The sequence below is a fragment of the Pseudomonas sp. BN102 genome, assembly GCF_029871245.1.
In the GTDB taxonomy this organism is placed as follows: Bacteria; Pseudomonadota; Gammaproteobacteria; order Pseudomonadales; family Pseudomonadaceae; genus Metapseudomonas.
In genome coordinates this window covers 36032-51713 of the sequence record NZ_SSON01000017.1, presented here as the reverse complement: position 1 = coordinate 51713, position 15682 = coordinate 36032, and the positions used below count along the sequence as shown (strand labels likewise).

Below are 15682 nucleotides of genomic sequence, written 5' to 3'. Positions count from 1 at the left end.
TGATATCCGGGGAAAATCCAGCCGCCGCTCCCGGATTTCATCCGAGCTACGATGTACTGCCCAGCGCTGCCTGTGGGGCATCAAGCAGCTCAGTAAGGCAGCTGCATCTCATCCATGACCAGATCCCCCAGGTCGCCCACCTGGGCGCGGGTGTAGGCGCGGTTCTGCAGCTTCTGGCGGGCTGGGTCTGGCAGGTCGGTGTAGTTCATCAGCCCGCGGTCCACCAGGACCTGGACCAGGTCCTCGAGCACCCGCACCAGTTCCAGGTCGGAGTGCTGCAGAGACATCAAGTGGTCGTGCAGGCAGCGGCTGGCGAACCAGGTCTGCACCTCCGGGTCGTGGGCCGGCATGCTCTGGGTCATGTGGTCGAAGGGTTCGTGCTCCACCCGCAGAACCCTGCCCTTTTCATCGCGTTGCACGTAGACCATGGTTCCCCCTGTCCCAATCGAAACCGGGCCCGCCCCGAGACGGGAGCGGGCCATCGCACCTTGAGACTAGACGTCTGCCTTCAAGGAGCCATCATCGAGCATCTGCGTAATCACCGAAGCCGCATCCGGCGCCGAGTAGGCCGCCTGCAGGTTCACCCCTTCCAGCACTATGGTCTGGCCTGTCCCGCCCTGCAGGGAGAGGTTCTCCGTGACGCCCACCGAGGCGAAGTCGCGCAAGGTGCCCCAAGCGCACCAGGCATTGGCGTCGGCAGGCCCGGAGCCAGGTCCGGACCTCGGACTCGGTGCGTGCAGTGCACCCTGCGGCTGGGCATCTCGCCCTTTCTCGAGGGCTCGAGGCAAATCCAGGTTCCACGAACCTTCATGCGCGAAACCGGCCAGATATCGGCGCACCAAACCCTCGCTCCTCCAGGATGGGAGAGGTAAAAGCCGGCAGCGAGGCTAGACGTCGACCTTCAGCGCATTGTCGCCAAGCATGTCGCTGATGACCTGGGCCTCGTTGGTGCTGCCGTAGAGCGTCGACAGGTCGACGTTGTCCAGCACCACCTGCTGCTCCACGGGGCCCGCCGCCTCGGTCTTCACCGCGATGGTAGTGGTGGTTCCGGTGAAGGCGAAGTCCAGGTAGTTCTGCAACTCGTTGGGATTTTCACCCACCCCGTTCAGCAGGTCGGAAAGATCCAGCACATCGGAGTTGGCGCCGCTGGTATCCACCTGGAAGTCAGTGATGTGGTCGACGCCGCCATCCAGACCTCCCTTCTGCCAGACGAAGGTGTCCTTGCCGTTGCCCCCGGTCATGGTGTCGGCTCCCAGGCCGCCCACCAGCCAGTCGTCACCGTCGCCACCCAGCAGGTGGTCATCGCCGGCCAGGCCGAACAAGCGGTTGTTGCCGCTGTTGCCGACCAGGGTGTCGTTCTGACCCGAACCGATGAGGTTCTCGATGTTCGACAGCGTGTCGGTACCACCTCCCCCGGTGTTCTGCGCCACCAGGGTGTCCAGGCTTACCGTGATGCTGCTGGCGGCATGCCGGTAGCTGACGGTATCCACGCCGCCCAGGCCATCGAACTGGTCATTGCCTGAAGTGCCTTGCATGACCTCGTCATCGGCCGTCCCGGTAAAGGACGTGCCACCGACGATGGCGACCTCCAGGACCTGGGGACTGGTGGTATCGCCATCGGCGTCGATCACCGAAAAGCCGAAGTCGAGGTTGGCGTCCTGGGTGTTGCTCTGGGCGGTGACCAGGCCGATGTCGACGATCTTGATCACATCGTTGTCCGTGGTATCGGCACCCGCACCGGCATTGGCCTCGAAGGCGAGCAGGAATGCCACGGCCAGGGACGACGCGCCTAGGCTGCCCACATTCCGATTGAGGTTGATCCCGAAGCCCGTGACGTCCTCCGTGGAAGTGAGCAGCTGGGCACCGTAGATGAGGTAGTTCTCGCCGGGCGCATTGAAGTCGTTCGACTCGATGATCACCACACCGTCGCTGCCATCCCCGAAGGTGATGCCGTAGGGGTTCGACTCGGAAGCTGTGTAGATATCCTCGCTGTCGACCACGATCGCCCGGGTGGTGATGGAATTGTCGTCCGGGTCGACCAGCTTCAGCAACACCACGAAGTCCTCATCGGCACCCAACTGGTCCACCTTCAGGAACATCGCGCTGGCCCTTGCGGTGCCGGCGCCGGGGTTCGCGCTGCCGCCGGGGCTGCTGGTGTAGAAGTCCATGTTGAGGACCTCGCCACCTTGCAGGGTGTCGCTGGCGACGCCATTCGCCGATCCCGAGATGCTGACCCAGCTCTGGCTGGCCTTGAACGTCTCGCCTGCCGCCAACGCCTCGTTGTTGTCAGTGGTCTGCAAGGGCATGCCACTAACCTCTTCACCCCCCGAGAACCTGACGTAGAAGTTCCCGGACAGCTTCGAGACCACCACCTCCGGCTGGGCGTCGGAGCTGCCCACCAGGTTGAAGCTCTCCCTGGACACCGTATTGCTGGTCTGCAGCACCGTGAAGCCTTCGATCGGCGCATCCAGCTTGACCGTATAGGTCCCCGCCACCTTGTCGAACGTCAGGGTTCCGCTGGCCTGGCTCAACGGATTAGCGGAGGAAAGCGGGTCGGCATCATATTTGAACTGGACGCTGAACACGGCCTGTTCAACGGTTTCCGAAACCCAGGTGACTGCCGTGGCCGAGATCAGGCTCGCTCCCACGGTCCCGGTCAGGCTGATTGCGGAAAAGTCCGAGTTCAGTGCGCTGTAGCTTCCCCGGGTATCGGAGCCGACCCTGTAGTCGAAGATGCCGGTGCCGCCCGTGGAGGGATTGCTGGCATTGGCATACATCAGGTCGCTGCGGACCAGGACCTGCGGGCCGTCGTCATTGACCTTCACCGTCAGGGTCGCCGGCGGCGAGAGGTCGCCGTCCGAGTCGGTCACCCGCACCTGGAAGGGGTCCGTCACCTGGTCCGCCGTGCCACGGTCACCGTCGCCGTCCGCCGAGGTGGTGTCGTGGTGGTCCAGGGTGTTGTCGCTCAGGGTGTAGACCCAGATACCGTCCGGGTTCACCGCCAGCACGCCGTAGACGCCGTTGACCAGGGTGTTCGGCGCGCCGATGGTGATCCAGTTGCCGTCCTTGTCCTGTACTTCCAGCAGCGCCAGGCTGTCGTTGCCGGTCTGGATCAGGAACTGTCCGCTGGTGGTCAGGCGGCCGCCGCCGCTGCCGTCCGGCAGCGCCGATTCCCAGACCATGTCACCGTCGCCATCGAGGTCCGGGGGGCTCACCGTCGGCGTCGAATCCGGGCCCACGTTGATGCTCAGCACCGCCTGCGACTCGTCACCGTCGGCGTCCTGGATCGTGTAGCAGATGGTTGCCACGCCCTCGAAGCCCGCCGCCGGGGTGAAGGTCACCGCCCCGCTGGGCAGGAAACTTACCGAGCCGCTGCCGCCGGTGAGTTGCGCGCCGGTCACCAGGGTCGGCGCATCCGCGCCGCGCACGTCGTTGGCCAGCACGTCCACCGTGATCGGCGTGTCTTCCGCCGTGCTGGCGCCATCGTTCACCGCCGTCGGGCCATCATCGTTGACCTGAATGGTCAGGGTGGTCGCAGGTGCCGGGTCGCCATCGCTGTCGGTCGCCGCCACCGCGAAGTCGTCCAGCAGCACGTCCTGCGCCCCGGTCTGCGGGTTCAGCGGGTGGTCCAGGGTGTTGTCGTTGAGGGTGTAGGTCCAGCTGAAGCTGTTGCCCAGTGGCGCGCTCACCACCAGAGTGCCGTACAGGCCCTCCACCGTGCCGCCGTGGGTCACGTCGATCCCGCCGATCACCAGGCTGCCGAGGCGGTCGCCGCCAGTGAACACCAGCACGCTGCCACTGGTGCTTTCCGCCGTGCTGCCGGGGTTGCTGCCCGCCATGCCGTCGATCCCGGCGCCGGCATTCAGTGCCTCTTCATCGACCACCCCGCCGTCTGGGCCGTATTCGATGGTCACTGTCGGCGTCGAATCCCCGTCGACGGTAATGCGCAGCTCCGCCTGCGACTCGTCACTGTCGCCATCCTCGATGTGGTACGTGATGATCGCCACGCCCGCGAAGCCCGGGGTCGGGGTGAAGGTCACCGCCCCCGTGGGCAGGAAACTCACCGTGCCGCTGCCGCTGATGAGCGTCGCTTCGGTCACCAGGGTCGGCGTGTCGGCGCCGCGCACGTCGTTGGCCAGCACGTTGACCGTGATCGGGGTGTCTTCAGCCGTGCTGTAGCCGCCGTCGTTCACTGCGCTCGGGCCGTCGTCGTTGACCCCGACAGTCAGGGTCGCTTCTGGCGAGAGGTCACCGTCGGAATCGGTGACCCGCACCTGAAAGGGGTCCAGCACCTGGTCAGCCAGGCCACGGTCGCCATCGCCGTCGCCCAACGTGTCGTCACTGTGGTCCAGGGTGTTGTCGCTCAGGGTGTAGACCCAGCTGCCGTCGGGGTTCACCGCCAGCACGCCGTAGACGCCGTTGACCAGGGTGTTCGGCGCGCCGATGGTGATCCAGTTGCCGTCCTTGTCCTGTACTTCCAGCAGCGCCAGGCTGTCATTGCCGGCGCCGATCGCGAACTGGCCGCTGGTGCTTGTGGTGCCGCCGCCACTGCCGTCGGGCAGCGCCGATTCCCAGACCATGTCGCCGTCGCCATCGAGGTCGGGCGTGCTCACCGTAGGAGTCGAGTCCGGCCCCACCGTGATGCTCAGCACCGCCGTCGAGCTGTCGCCGTCGGCGTCCTGGATGCTGTAGAGGATGGTCGCCGTGCCCGCGAAGCCCGCCGTCGGGATGAAGGTCACTTCGCCACTCGGCAGGAAGCCCACCGCGCCGCTGCCGCTGGTCAACTGAACACCGGTCACCAGGGTCGGCGCGTCCGCACCCCGCACGTCGTTGGCCAGCACGTTGACGGTGATCGGGGTGTCCTCCGCCGTGCTGTGGCCGCCGTCGTCCACCGCCGTCGGTACGTCGTCGACTATCTCGATGAGCGCGTGTGTCGAGATGATGGCCAGGCCGTCACTCAACTCGATAAAGAAGTCGTCCAACTCCGGCCCAGTATCGAAATCGGGGGTGGATTCGCTCAGGCTGTAGCTGAAGCTGTAGGTGGTGGTGGCGGCGTCGAAGCCGGTGATCAGCACCGTGCCATGTCTCGCGGCGAAGCTCTGCCCTACCAGGTCAGCGAAGCTGCTGGCGGTCAGGTCCAGGCTCAGCCTGCCCACGTTCAGGAACTTGAGGTTATCCAGGCCGTCCGGATCGCCGACGCTGAAAGTCCCGCTGACCACAGTGCTGCCATCTCCGGCGCTGGAGCCACCGGGCAGGCCGCGCTCGAAGACCTGGGCCAGGCCGCCCTGCGTATCCGGGGTACTGACCCGTATCGTGGGGCCGTCGTTACTACCGAAGATGCTGATCGTCAGGGTCGAATCGCGGGGATCGCCATCGCCGTCCCGCATGGAGTAGGTGTACTGCAGGGTGACCCACTCGCCCAGCTCCAGGGCTTCCACCGCCGCCGAGCCATTGGCCAGCACGAAGCTGTAGCTGCCATCGGCGTTCAGGGTTACCAGGCCGTAGGGGGTATCCACCTGCAGGCTGCCGCTCGCCCCGGCCGTGGCGCCGGTCACGCCGTTCCAGCTGGTGAAGGCTCTGGGCTGGTCGGCGCCGCTACTATCGTTGTCTAGCACATTGCCGCTGAGGGTGACGGGTACGCTGCCGCCCTCTACCGCGACGCAGCTATCCGGAGTGGCCGACGGCAGGTCGTCGATTATCTCGATGCTGACATTGGCCGAGGCGCTGGCCTGCCCATCGCTCACATTAATAAGGAAGCCGTCCGTCTCCGGACCGGCGGCATCAAGGGTGGCTTCGGTCAGGGTGTAGCTGAAGCTGTAGGTACCACTGGCGGCATCGAAGCCGGTGATCAGCACCGTGCCATGGGCAGCGGCGAAGCCCTGCCCCACCAGGCTGGCGAAGCTGCTGCTGGTCAGGTCGAGGGTGAGGCTGCCGACGCTGATGGACTTGAGGTCATCCAGGCCGTCGGGGTCGGCGATCTGGAAGTTGCCATTCACCGTTGTGCCGAGATTCGTCCCGCCGGTGCCGCCAGGCAGGCCGCGCTCGAATACCTGGGCCAGGTCGCCTTCGCTCTGCGGGAAGCTGACTTCCACCGTCGGGACGTCGTTGCGGCCGACGATGGTGATGGTGAGGGTCGCTGAACTCTGGTCGCCGTTGCTGTCCTCGATGGTGTAGCCAAAGTTGAGGTTGACGCTCTGGTTGTCGTCCAGCGCTCTCAGCACCGGGATGGCATTGGCCAGCTCGAAGCTGAAAGTGCCGTCCGGATTCAGGTTCACCACGCCAAAGTCTGTGGTCACCTGGCGAGTTCCGTTGGGTCCGTCCAGGGAAGCGCCGGCCTGCCACGACACGAACCTCAGGGGCAGGTCCGGCCCGCTGTCGTCGTTATCAAGCACATTGCCCAGCACGCGCGGGCCATCATCGTTGGCGGTCCGCCCGTCGTCGCGGGCCAGCGGCACGCCATTGACCGGCTCTTCCTCGGCAGGAATGGCCGTCTCGGGTGCGGGGAATTCGGGAATAAATCCGATGGGGCCGGTGGGGAAGCCTATGTTGGGGTCCACCGAGCCGGCGGTCTCGCCCAGCAACACGAAGGAGTGCCCGCCCCCCGCATTGCCGGCGCTTGCACCTGAACCGGGGCCGGCTGCGGTGGCTTCGGCGGTCTGGGTCGGGTCGACGCCCGCCTGGATGGCGGCCTGCAGTTTCTCGACGTCGGTGAGGTCCTGCTGGCCAGGAGCGGCCGGTGCGCTGTCGGCCGTCCGGTCGGGGTCGGGATTGCCGGCCAGCAGGGTGTTGTCCAGCGTCATGCTGCTGTCGCGTCCGAGCACCAGTTCCTGGCCATTGCCCAGGGCCACCGCCACGGCCCCATTGCTGCCGGTTACCAGTTGCTCGCCGAAATACACAGGGTCGCCTTCGGTGAGCAATCGGCGCGAACCATCGAGCCGGACCGCGAAGACTTCACCCACGACCTGCCGAACGACCCCGATTGATCCAGCCATGATTCCTTCCTCCCGCACGACGTGCTGCCAGCCGGACAGCGCCGATCCCAGTCAATGAGGGGTCACAGCACGTCCGAACCGAACGACGGGTACGTGAAGAAGAATCGAGAGGAGAGAATCGACGCCAAAAAGCCACCAAGTCAAAAAAACGTCACACAACCTGGCGCCGTACTGCTCCTCCGGAACTAGCCCACCCAGAACCCCTTTCTTTGTGCCTGACCGCAATGCGCATTCGCACAAGGGCCCTGAAAGCCCCAAAACACGCGATTTGCTGGCAAAAAGATGTCTTGGATTTCCGACGAATGCATAAGAATTTTTCCTAATATCCCTTGTGAAAATTTCTTCTTAGCTCATCCAAAAGATGTTCTTAGCTCTGATGTTACAAGGCTGAAACGGTTTGCCATGGAATTTCGCCAATTTATCGGCGCCAGGACACGAAGTACCGACACGGAGAATGACAAGAAATGCGCACCTTCAACCCCCTGTGGAGCAGCATCCTGCTGGCCATGGCCGCCACGCAAATCCAGGCCATGACGCTCACGGACGCGATCCAGAGCACTCTGGACAAGCATCCCGAACTCCTGGCCAGCGCCCAGAACCGGCTCGTCGCCGACGAAGAGGAGAAAGTCGCCAAAGGGGGATACCTACCGACCGTCGACCTGATCACCGGTGTGGGTCGCGAGCAGACGGACAGCCCAACTACCCGCGCCCTCGGTGATCACAACAAGGAAACCCTGAACTTCCGCGACGCCGAATTGCGCCTGCGGCAGATGCTGTTCGACGGTTTCAATACACCAAACGAAGTGGCACGCACCGGCGCGGTGGTGAACTCCCGCGCCTACTTCACCCTGGGCACCGCCGAGAGCCTTGCGCTGCGTACGGTGGAGGTCTACCTGGAGGTGCTCAAGCGCCGCGAGATGGTGACGCTGGCCAGGAACAACCTGATGGCCCACGAGCGCATCCACGACCAGATCGGCCTGCGCAGCGAGCGCGGTGTCGGCAGCACCGCCGACTTCGACCAGGCCGAAGCGCGCCTGGCCCTGGCCAAGAACAACCTCTACACCGAGGAAGTGAACCTGGCCGATGCCGAAACCAACTTCTACAGCGCCGTCGGCGTGCCCTCCGACGAGCTGGTGACCCCGGCGACCATCAAGGGCGAAATGCCCGCCGACCTGATTGCCGCGCGCCAGGGCGTGATGGACGCCAATCCCCTGCTGAAATCGGCCCAGGCCGACGTGCAGGCCGCCGAGAGCCAGTACGAGTCCGCCAAGTCTCCCTTCTACCCTCGCCTGGATGCCGAGCTGGCCACCACCGCCGACGACAACGTGCAGGGCGATGAGGGCCACTACAACACCTGGCGGGCCGGCGTGGTGATGAACTACAACCTCTTCAACGGCATGCGCGACAAGGCCCGGCTGCAGGCCGCCGCGCACCAGATCAACCAGTCCATGGACATCCGCAACAACGCCCTGCGGGTGCTCAACGAAAACATTTCCCTGGCCTGGAACGCCATGGAAAACGCCCGCAAGCAGACCCCCGAGGCCCGCGCCTACGCCGACTACACGGCGCGCGTCCGCGAGGCCTACCAGCAACAGTTCGGCCTCGGCCAGCGCACCCTGCTGGACCTTCTGGACAGCGAGAACGAACTCTTCACCGCCAACCGCCGCTACGTGGAAGTGCGCTACACCGAGGAGTTCTCGATGTACCGGGTGATCTCGGCCATGGGCGACCTGCTGCGCCGCCAGAACGTCGTGGTCCCGGCCGAAGCCGTCGCCGTCAGCGAGGTGAAGAGCGAAGCCCAGCTGCCGGACATGAAGTGAGCAGCCGCGGGAGCCCATGCCAATGACCACGATGGAGCGGACTGACAGCCCACGGGACCCGCACCAGGGCCATGACGACCCGCTGCTCGATGGCCTGCTGATCCTCTGTAGGCTGCATGGCCGCCCGGCCAGCCGTGCCAGCCTCTGCAGCGGCCTGCCACTGCCCGGCCAGCGCCTGTCGGCCGAACTGCTGCCCCGCGCGGCGGCCCGCGTCGGCCTGCAGGCACGCTTGCTGCGTCGCGACCTGGCGTCCATCTCGCCGCTCAACCTGCCGCTTCTGCTGCTGCTCAAGGGCAACCGCAGCGCAGTGTTGACCCAGCTGGACGCCAGCGGCCGTGCACTCATCCTGCCCAGCGAGGCGGACGGCGGCGAGCAGTGGGTAGCGCGCGAGGCGCTGGCCCTGGAGTACGCCGGCCAGGCCCTGTTCGCCCGCCCGCGCCATGAGCTGGAGGAAGCCCGCACCCCCTTGGTTCCCCGCCTGCAGTCCTGGTTCCGCGACACCCTCAAGCTGTCCCGCTGGCTCTACGCCGACGCCATGCTGGCGAGCCTGCTGATCAACCTGCTGGGCATGCTGGTGCCGCTCTTCGTGATGCAGACCTACGACCGCGTGGTGCCCAACCAGGCTACCTCGACCCTCTGGGTGCTCACCATCGGCCTGTTGATCGGTACCGGCTTCGACCTGCTGCTGCGGATTCTGCGCGCCAACCTGCTGGACAGCGCCGGGAAGAAGACCGACATCGTCCTCTCGGCCACCCTCTTCGAACGCATCACCGGCATGTCGCTCAAGGCCCGACCGGTCACCATCGGTGGTTTCGCCCAGAGCATCCACGACTTCCAGGGCCTGCGGGAATTCCTCACCGCGGTGACCCTCACCAGCCTGATCGACCTGCCGTTCTCGCTGCTGATGCTGCTGGTGATCGGCCTGCTCGGCGGCTGGCTGGTGGTGATCCCCGTGCTCGCGTTTCCCATCGCCGCCCTCTTCGCCTACCTGATCCAGGTGCGCCTGCGCGACACGGTGCAGCGCAGCCTCGCCCTGGGTGCCGAACGCCAGGCACTGCTGATCGAAACCCTGTCCGGCCTGGAAACCCTCAAGGCCTGCGGCGCCGAAAGCGAGCGCCAGCACCGCTGGGAACACACCCACGGCGCCCTCACCCGCCTCGACAGCCATGCGCGCTTCCTCTCCGCGCTGGCCACCAACGGTACCCTTTTCATGCAGCAGTTCGCCGGCCTGGCGATGATCGTCAGCGGCGTCTACAGCATCATCGCCGGCGACGTCAGCGTTGGCGCCCTGGTCGCCTGCTACATGCTCAACAGCCGGGTGCTTTCGCCCCTGGGCCAGATCGCCGGGCTCATCACCCGCTACCAGCAGGCGCGGCTGACCATGAAGTCCACCGATGCGCTGATGGGCCTGCCCCAGGAGCGCGAAGCCGGCCAGCGCCCCCTGGAACAGCAATCGCTCAAAGGCAACCTGGACATGCGCCAGGTGGATTTCCGCTACCCGGGGCAGACCGGGCCGGCCCTGAACAAGGTCAGCCTGCGCCTGGCGGCGGGCGAGAAGGTCGGCATCATCGGCCGTAGCGGCTCGGGCAAGAGCACGCTGGCGCGCCTGATCCTCGGCTTCTATGCCCCGGACGAAGGCCAGCTGCTGCTGGATGGCCTCGACCTGCGGCAGACCGATATCGGCGACCTGCGCCAGCAGATCGGCTACGTCAGCCATGACCTGCCCCTGCTGGCCGGCAGCCTGCGCGACAACCTGACCCTGGGCGCGCGCTACGCCAGCGACGAACGCATGCTCGAAGTGGCGGAGCTGACCGGTGTCGCCGAACTGGCCCGGCAACATCCCCAGGGCTACGACCGTCCCGTGGGCGAGCGCGGCCAACTGCTCTCCAGCGGCCAGCGCCAGACGGTGCTGCTGGCCCGCGCGTTGCTGCTCGACCCGCCGCTGCTGGTGCTCGACGAACCCACCAGCGCCCTGGACAACAGCAGCGAGGAACAACTGCGCCAGCGCCTGGCCACCTGGTCGGCGAACAAGACGCTGATCCTCATCACCCACCGCAGTTCGATGCTGGCCCTGGTCGATCGCCTGGTCGTGCTGGACAACGGCCAGGTGGTCGCCGACGGGCCGAAGGACACCGTCATCGACGCTCTGCGCAAAGGCCGTATCGGCCAGGCCAACGGGTGAGGAGGCAAGGCATGGCCAGTGCAGAGAAACCCCGCAGCTACTTCGACCGGCGCAGCAACGGCGACACCGAATTCATGCCCGAAGTGGCCGGCGCCATGTTCGAGGACTCGCCCCGCGCCACCCGCGTCACCGTCTGGGTCGTCTGCGTGCTGTTGCTGGTGGCGCTGCTCTGGGCACGCTTCGCGGTGCTGGAGGAAGTCACCACCGGCGAAGGCAAGGCGATTCCCTCGAGCAAGGTGCAGGTCATCCAGAACCTGGAGGGCGGCATCGTCTCGGAGATCCTGGTTCGCGAGGGCCAGGTGGTGGACAAGGGCACTGTACTGCTGCGCCTCGACGACACCCGCTTCCGCTCCAACAAGGGCGAAAGCGAGGCCGACCGCCTGGCCCTGACCGCCCGCGTCGAACGCCTGTCGGCCGAAGCCGAGGGTCGCGAAATGGCCCTGCCCGAGGAGATCACCCGCGAGGCGCCGCAACTGGCCGAGGACGAACTGTCGCTGTACCGCGCCCGTGCGCAGCGCCTGGACAGCGAGCAGCGCATCCTCAGCGAGCAGCTGCGGCAGAAGAAGCAGGAGCTGGAAGAGTTCCGCTCCAAGAGCCAGCAGTACCGCTCCAGCCTGGGGTTGATCCAGCAGGAGCTGAACATGTCACAGCCACTGGTCAAGGCCGGCGCCATCTCCCAGGTGGAGATCCTCCGCCTGCAGCGCAGCGCCGTGGAAACCCGCGGCGAGCTGCAGGCCACCAACCTGGCCATCCCCCGCGCCGAATCGGCAGTGACGGAGATCGAGCGGAAGATGGACGAAAGCCGGCTGGCCTTCCGCTCCGACGCCATCAAGGAACTCAACGAGGCCCGCACCGACCTGTCGAAGATCACCTCCACCAGCAAGGCCATCGACGACCGCGTCAGCCGCACCACGGTGATCTCGCCGGTACACGGCGTGATCAAGCAGCTCAAGGTCAACACCATAGGCGGCGTGGTTCAGCCCGGCAGCGACCTGGTGGAGGTTGTGCCGCTGGAAGACAGCCTGCTGATCGAAGCGCGCATCCGCCCGCAGGACGTCGCCTTCCTCCACCCGGGGCAGAAGGCCATGGTCAAGTTCACCGCCTATGACTACACCATCTACGGCGGCCTCAGGGCCGGCCTGGAGCTGATCAGCGCCGACACCATCACGGACGAAGAAGGCAAGAGCTTCTACCTGATCCAGGTGCGCACCGAGAAGAGCCACCTGGGCAAGGACGACCACCCGCTGCTGATCATTCCGGGCATGGTCGCCACGGTGGACATCATCACCGGCGAGAAGAGCGTGCTGGACTACCTGCTGAAACCCGTGCTCAAGGCAAGGCAGGAGGCTATGAGGGAGCGCTAGCCGTGCCAAATCTGTGGGAACGAAATCTTCTGCGATCTTCGTAGGTTGGGCTGAGCTCAGCGAAGCCCAACGGACCTTGCTCCGCTGCCCGGGAGTGTTGGGCTTCGCAAGCTCAGCACCAACCTACGGGACTGCCTTGTGGCCTGCCCCAGATAACTACTCCCCACCTCCGTGATTGCGCCTGAACGTCTCCTCCCCCATCGCCTCGATCTGCCCCTGGATCAGCGCCTCGAAAGGCCGTAGCAGTTCATCGAACCGCGCTGGCGCTTCGAGGATATCCAGGGCCACGGTGACGGCTTCGAGGGTGGACAGCGCCCCGGCCATGGGCGCCTTGCGCAGGCGGTAGCGCGAGGTCAGGCCCGCGGGCAGCGTCACTCTGGGCAGAGCCCTGAGTTCAGGATTCAGGTGCAGCAGTTTGCGCGCCTTGCGCCAGGTGCCGTCGGGCACCACCAGCAGCAGCGGGCGCAGGTCGCTGGCGGCCATCTCCACCAGGGATCGGGCGTCCTCGCCCGGGAATAGCAGGCAGGCGCGGTAACGGGGATCGGTCAGGCGTTCGCCCAGGTCTTCGAAGCGCTCGCCCACCCGCAGCTCGGCATTCTCCAGCCCCAGGGCGGCCAGGCGCGCGGTATTCAGGGCGTGGTTCACTTCGCTGGGATGCTGCAACAGCAGCACACGGGTGCGACTCGCCAGGTGGGGGATCAGCGGGCACAGACAGTGGCTTGCGGGACGCTGGCAGCGCGGGCAGTGCGGACGGGACATGATGGCAGCTCCTCAGCGCAGGTTGAGTTGCGCACGCAGCAGGTCGCGGAAGGTCAGGATCAGCGGTTCCTTGGCCCGTCCGCGGCGCAGGATCATGGAGAACGGCGCCTGGTAGCCGAAGGTCGCCGGCAGCAGCGCGCGCAGGCGTTTCTGCTCGATCCAGGGGTGGGCGTAGTGCTCCGGCAGGTAGCCGATGTAGGCGCCGGAGAGCACCAGGATCAGCTGCGCCTCCATGGACTCCACGGTTGCCGCACTGTGCTTGAAGCCGTGCCGCGCCAGTTCCGCCTGGCTCCAGTAGCCACGCCCCACCATGCGCTGCTGGGTGATGAGTTCGGCGGGGATGCGCCGCTCGTTGTACAGCGGGTGACGTTCGCTGCAGTAGAGCCAGTGCTGCTCGCGGTAGAGCGGCTGGTAGACCAGGCCGTTCATGCGCGTGGAGAAGGCGCCGATGGCCAGATCCAGGCGGTTGTCCAGCACCCCCAGCTGCAGGTCGTAGGGACTCATCACCGACAGGTGCAGGTGCACTGCGGCGTGCTCCTGGCTGTAGGCACCAATCACTTCGGCCAGCGGCAGCGCCGGGTCGCTCACGGTCGAGTCGAGCACGCCGAGGTTGAGGGTGCCGCGCAACTCGCCCTTGAGGGAGGCCGAGTAGCGCTCGAAGCTTTCCAGTTCGCCCAACAGACGCAGGGTCTCCTGGTAGAACAGCTCACCCTTGCTGGTCAGGCGGAAGCCGGCGCGTCCGCGGTGGCAGAGGCTCAGACCCACCTGCCCTTCCAGCTGGCTCATGTAGGTGCTGATGGCCGAGGTGGAAAGGTTCAGCTCCTGCTGCGCGGCGGCAAAGCCCTGGTGACGGACCACGCTGGCGAAGATGCGCAGGAGTTTCAGGTCGGGCATGGCGGTGGACATGGGAATTCACGGCCTCAAGGACATTGAACGCCGTAGGTTGGGCTGAGCTACGCGAAGCCCAACAACTGAGAAGCCCAACAACTGCGGTGGGCCCGGCAACGTTGGGCTTCGCTGTGCTCAGCCACAACCTACGGATCTGATCGCGGGTCAGTGTACCCGCTCCCGATAGTTTAGAAATCCTTGAAGTAATTATTTGCAGCCAGCGATTTTTCTGTGATGGCACTGTCACCAGAATCGGCCAACTACCTACAACCACAACAACCGTGAGGCCACCCCGTGGACAAGAAACTCCATCAGCCCCTGGGCGGCAATGAAATGCCCCGTTTTGGCGGCATCGCCACCATGCTTCGCCTGCCGCACATCCAGACTCCTGCCGAACTCGACGCCCTGGATGCCGCCTTCGTCGGCGTCCCGCTGGACATCGGCACCTCCCTGCGCTCCGGTACCCGCTTCGGCCCCCGCGAAATCCGCGCCGAATCGGTGATGATCCGCCCGTACAACATGGCGACCGGCGCTGCTCCCTTCGATTCCCTGAACGTGGCCGACATCGGCGACGTCGCGATCAACACCTTCAACCTGCTGGAAGCCGTGCGCATCATCGAGCAGGAATACGACCGCATCCTCGACCACGGCATCCTGCCGCTGACCCTGGGCGGCGACCACACCATCACCCTGCCGATCCTGCGTTCGATCCACAAGAAGCACGGCAAGGTTGGCCTGGTGCACATCGATGCCCACGCCGACGTCAACGACCACATGTTCGGCGAGAAGATCGCCCACGGCACCACCTTCCGCCGCGCCGTGGAAGAAGGCCTGCTGGACTGCGACCGCGTGGTGCAGATCGGCCTGCGTGCCCAGGGTTACACCTCCGAGGACTTCAACTGGAGCCGCAAGCAGGGCTTCCGCGTGGTCCAGGCCGAAGAGTGCTGGCACAAGTCGCTGGAGCCGCTGATGGCGGAAGTCCGCGAGAAGGTCGGCGGCGGCCCGGTCTACCTCTCCTTCGACATCGACGGCATCGACCCGGCTTGGGCTCCCGGCACCGGCACCCCGGAAATCGGCGGCCTGACCACCATCCAGGCGATCGAGATCATCCGTGGCTGCCAGGGCCTGGACATCATCGGCTGCGACCTGGTCGAGGTCTCCCCGCCCTACGACACCACCGGCAACACCTCGCTGCTGGGCGCCAACCTGCTCTACGAAATGCTCTGCATCCTGCCGGGCGTCGAGCGTCGCTGAGAGCAGACATGAGCGAACAGCACATACTGGAGGCCGCCAGCTCGCTGGTGGCCGCCTTCGCCGCGAACGACACCGAAGCCTACTTCGCCGCTTTCAGCGAGGACGCCAGCTTCGTCTTCCACACCTGCGAGCAGCCGCTGCCCAACCGCGCGGCCTACCGCGAGCTGTGGGACAGCTGGCAGCGCGACGGCTTTGCCGTTCTGGCGTGCACATCCCTCAACCCCGTGGTGAGCCTGCAGGGCGATGTGGCGATTTTCTACCACGACGTCGCCACCCGCCTGCGCATCCAGGGTGAAGAAATAGAAAGCCGTGAACGGGAGACCATTGTCTTCCGCCGGCAACCAGAAAGTGGCCGCTGGTTGGCCTGTCACGAGCACTTGTCGGCGATGCCGGAGCAGCTGCCGCAAACCTGACGAGGCTCCC

Annotated in this window: 10 protein-coding genes; 5 read left to right on the top strand and 5 right to left on the bottom strand. The window is 65.6% G+C overall.

Going from position 1 to position 15682, the window contains the following annotated elements; translation table 11 throughout:
- Nucleotides 1–89 precede the first annotated feature (89 nt).
- The 3 genes from E8F12_RS01480 to E8F12_RS01470 all read right to left on the bottom strand — a co-directional run bounded on the left by E8F12_RS01480 (nucleotide 90) and on the right by E8F12_RS01470 (nucleotide 6992).
- Entirely contained in the window at nucleotides 90–428 is a 339-nt protein-coding gene (locus E8F12_RS01480) for a tryptophan synthase subunit beta (RefSeq protein ID WP_280323517.1), read from the bottom strand.
- Nucleotides 429–494: 66 nt separating this feature from the next.
- Nucleotides 495–665, bottom strand: a complete 171-nt coding sequence (locus E8F12_RS01475) for a hypothetical protein (RefSeq protein WP_280323516.1) — start codon at nucleotides 663–665, stop codon at nucleotides 495–497.
- Between the two features lie 222 nt (nucleotides 666–887).
- Entirely contained in the window at nucleotides 888–6992 is a 6105-nt protein-coding gene (locus E8F12_RS01470; RefSeq protein ID WP_280323515.1) for a retention module-containing protein, read from the bottom strand.
- A gap of 464 nt (nucleotides 6993–7456) precedes the next feature.
- On the opposite strand from E8F12_RS01470, the gene E8F12_RS01465 reads away from it, so the two are divergent.
- Genes E8F12_RS01465 through E8F12_RS01455 form a run of 3 tightly spaced genes read left to right on the top strand, consistent with a single transcriptional unit; the run spans nucleotide 7457 to nucleotide 12358 of the window.
- Nucleotides 7457–8812, top strand: coding sequence for a TolC family outer membrane protein (locus E8F12_RS01465; protein ID WP_280323514.1), 1356 nt, complete (start codon nucleotides 7457–7459; stop codon nucleotides 8810–8812).
- A 22-nt stretch (nucleotides 8813–8834) separates the two neighbouring features.
- A complete protein-coding gene (locus E8F12_RS01460) occupies nucleotides 8835–10994 on the top strand; it encodes a type I secretion system permease/ATPase (protein ID WP_280323513.1) in 2160 nt (719 codons plus the stop codon).
- Between the two features lie 11 nt (nucleotides 10995–11005).
- Nucleotides 11006–12358 (top strand): HlyD family type I secretion periplasmic adaptor subunit, encoded by a 1353-nt coding sequence (locus E8F12_RS01455; RefSeq protein WP_280323512.1) that lies wholly within the window; start codon nucleotides 11006–11008, stop codon nucleotides 12356–12358.
- 156 nt (nucleotides 12359–12514) lie between these two features.
- Here the strand turns inward: E8F12_RS01455 and E8F12_RS01450 are convergent, their stop codons facing one another.
- Both E8F12_RS01450 and E8F12_RS01445 read right to left on the bottom strand, forming a co-directional pair.
- Nucleotides 12515–13117: a DTW domain-containing protein gene (locus E8F12_RS01450; RefSeq protein WP_280323510.1), complete on the bottom strand. Its 603-nt coding sequence runs from the start codon at nucleotides 13115–13117 to the stop codon at nucleotides 12515–12517.
- A gap of 12 nt (nucleotides 13118–13129) precedes the next feature.
- A complete protein-coding gene (locus E8F12_RS01445; protein WP_280323508.1) occupies nucleotides 13130–14023 on the bottom strand; it encodes a LysR family transcriptional regulator in 894 nt (297 codons plus the stop codon).
- Between the two features lie 276 nt (nucleotides 14024–14299).
- Here E8F12_RS01445 and speB point away from each other — a divergent pair, with 276 nt between their 5' ends.
- On the top strand, nucleotides 14300–15259 hold the full coding sequence (speB, locus tag E8F12_RS01440) for an agmatinase (RefSeq protein WP_280323507.1): 960 nt from the start codon (nucleotides 14300–14302) through the stop codon (nucleotides 15257–15259).
- A gap of 8 nt (nucleotides 15260–15267) precedes the next feature.
- Nucleotides 15268–15672 (top strand): nuclear transport factor 2 family protein, encoded by a 405-nt coding sequence (locus E8F12_RS01435; protein WP_280323505.1) that lies wholly within the window; start codon nucleotides 15268–15270, stop codon nucleotides 15670–15672.
- Nucleotides 15673–15682: the final 10 nt, after the last annotated feature.

What these genes read in the sequence shown, in the direction of transcription:
- E8F12_RS01480 (WP_280323517.1), bottom strand. Translation starts at nt 428, where the DNA reads ATGGTCTACGTGCAACGCGATGAAAAGGGCAGGGTTCTGCGGGTGGAG.
- E8F12_RS01470 (WP_280323515.1), bottom strand. Translation starts at nt 6,992, where the DNA reads ATGGCTGGATCAATCGGGGTCGTTCGGCAGGTCGTGGGTGAAGTCTTC.
- E8F12_RS01465 (WP_280323514.1), top strand. Translation starts at nt 7,457, where the DNA reads ATGCGCACCTTCAACCCCCTGTGGAGCAGCATCCTGCTGGCCATGGCC.
- E8F12_RS01460 (WP_280323513.1), top strand. Translation starts at nt 8,835, where the DNA reads ATGACCACGATGGAGCGGACTGACAGCCCACGGGACCCGCACCAGGGC.
- E8F12_RS01455 (WP_280323512.1), top strand. Translation starts at nt 11,006, where the DNA reads ATGGCCAGTGCAGAGAAACCCCGCAGCTACTTCGACCGGCGCAGCAAC.
- E8F12_RS01450 (WP_280323510.1), bottom strand. Translation starts at nt 13,117, where the DNA reads ATGTCCCGTCCGCACTGCCCGCGCTGCCAGCGTCCCGCAAGCCACTGT.
- E8F12_RS01445 (WP_280323508.1), bottom strand. Translation starts at nt 14,023, where the DNA reads ATGTCCACCGCCATGCCCGACCTGAAACTCCTGCGCATCTTCGCCAGC.
- E8F12_RS01435 (WP_280323505.1), top strand. Translation starts at nt 15,268, where the DNA reads ATGAGCGAACAGCACATACTGGAGGCCGCCAGCTCGCTGGTGGCCGCC.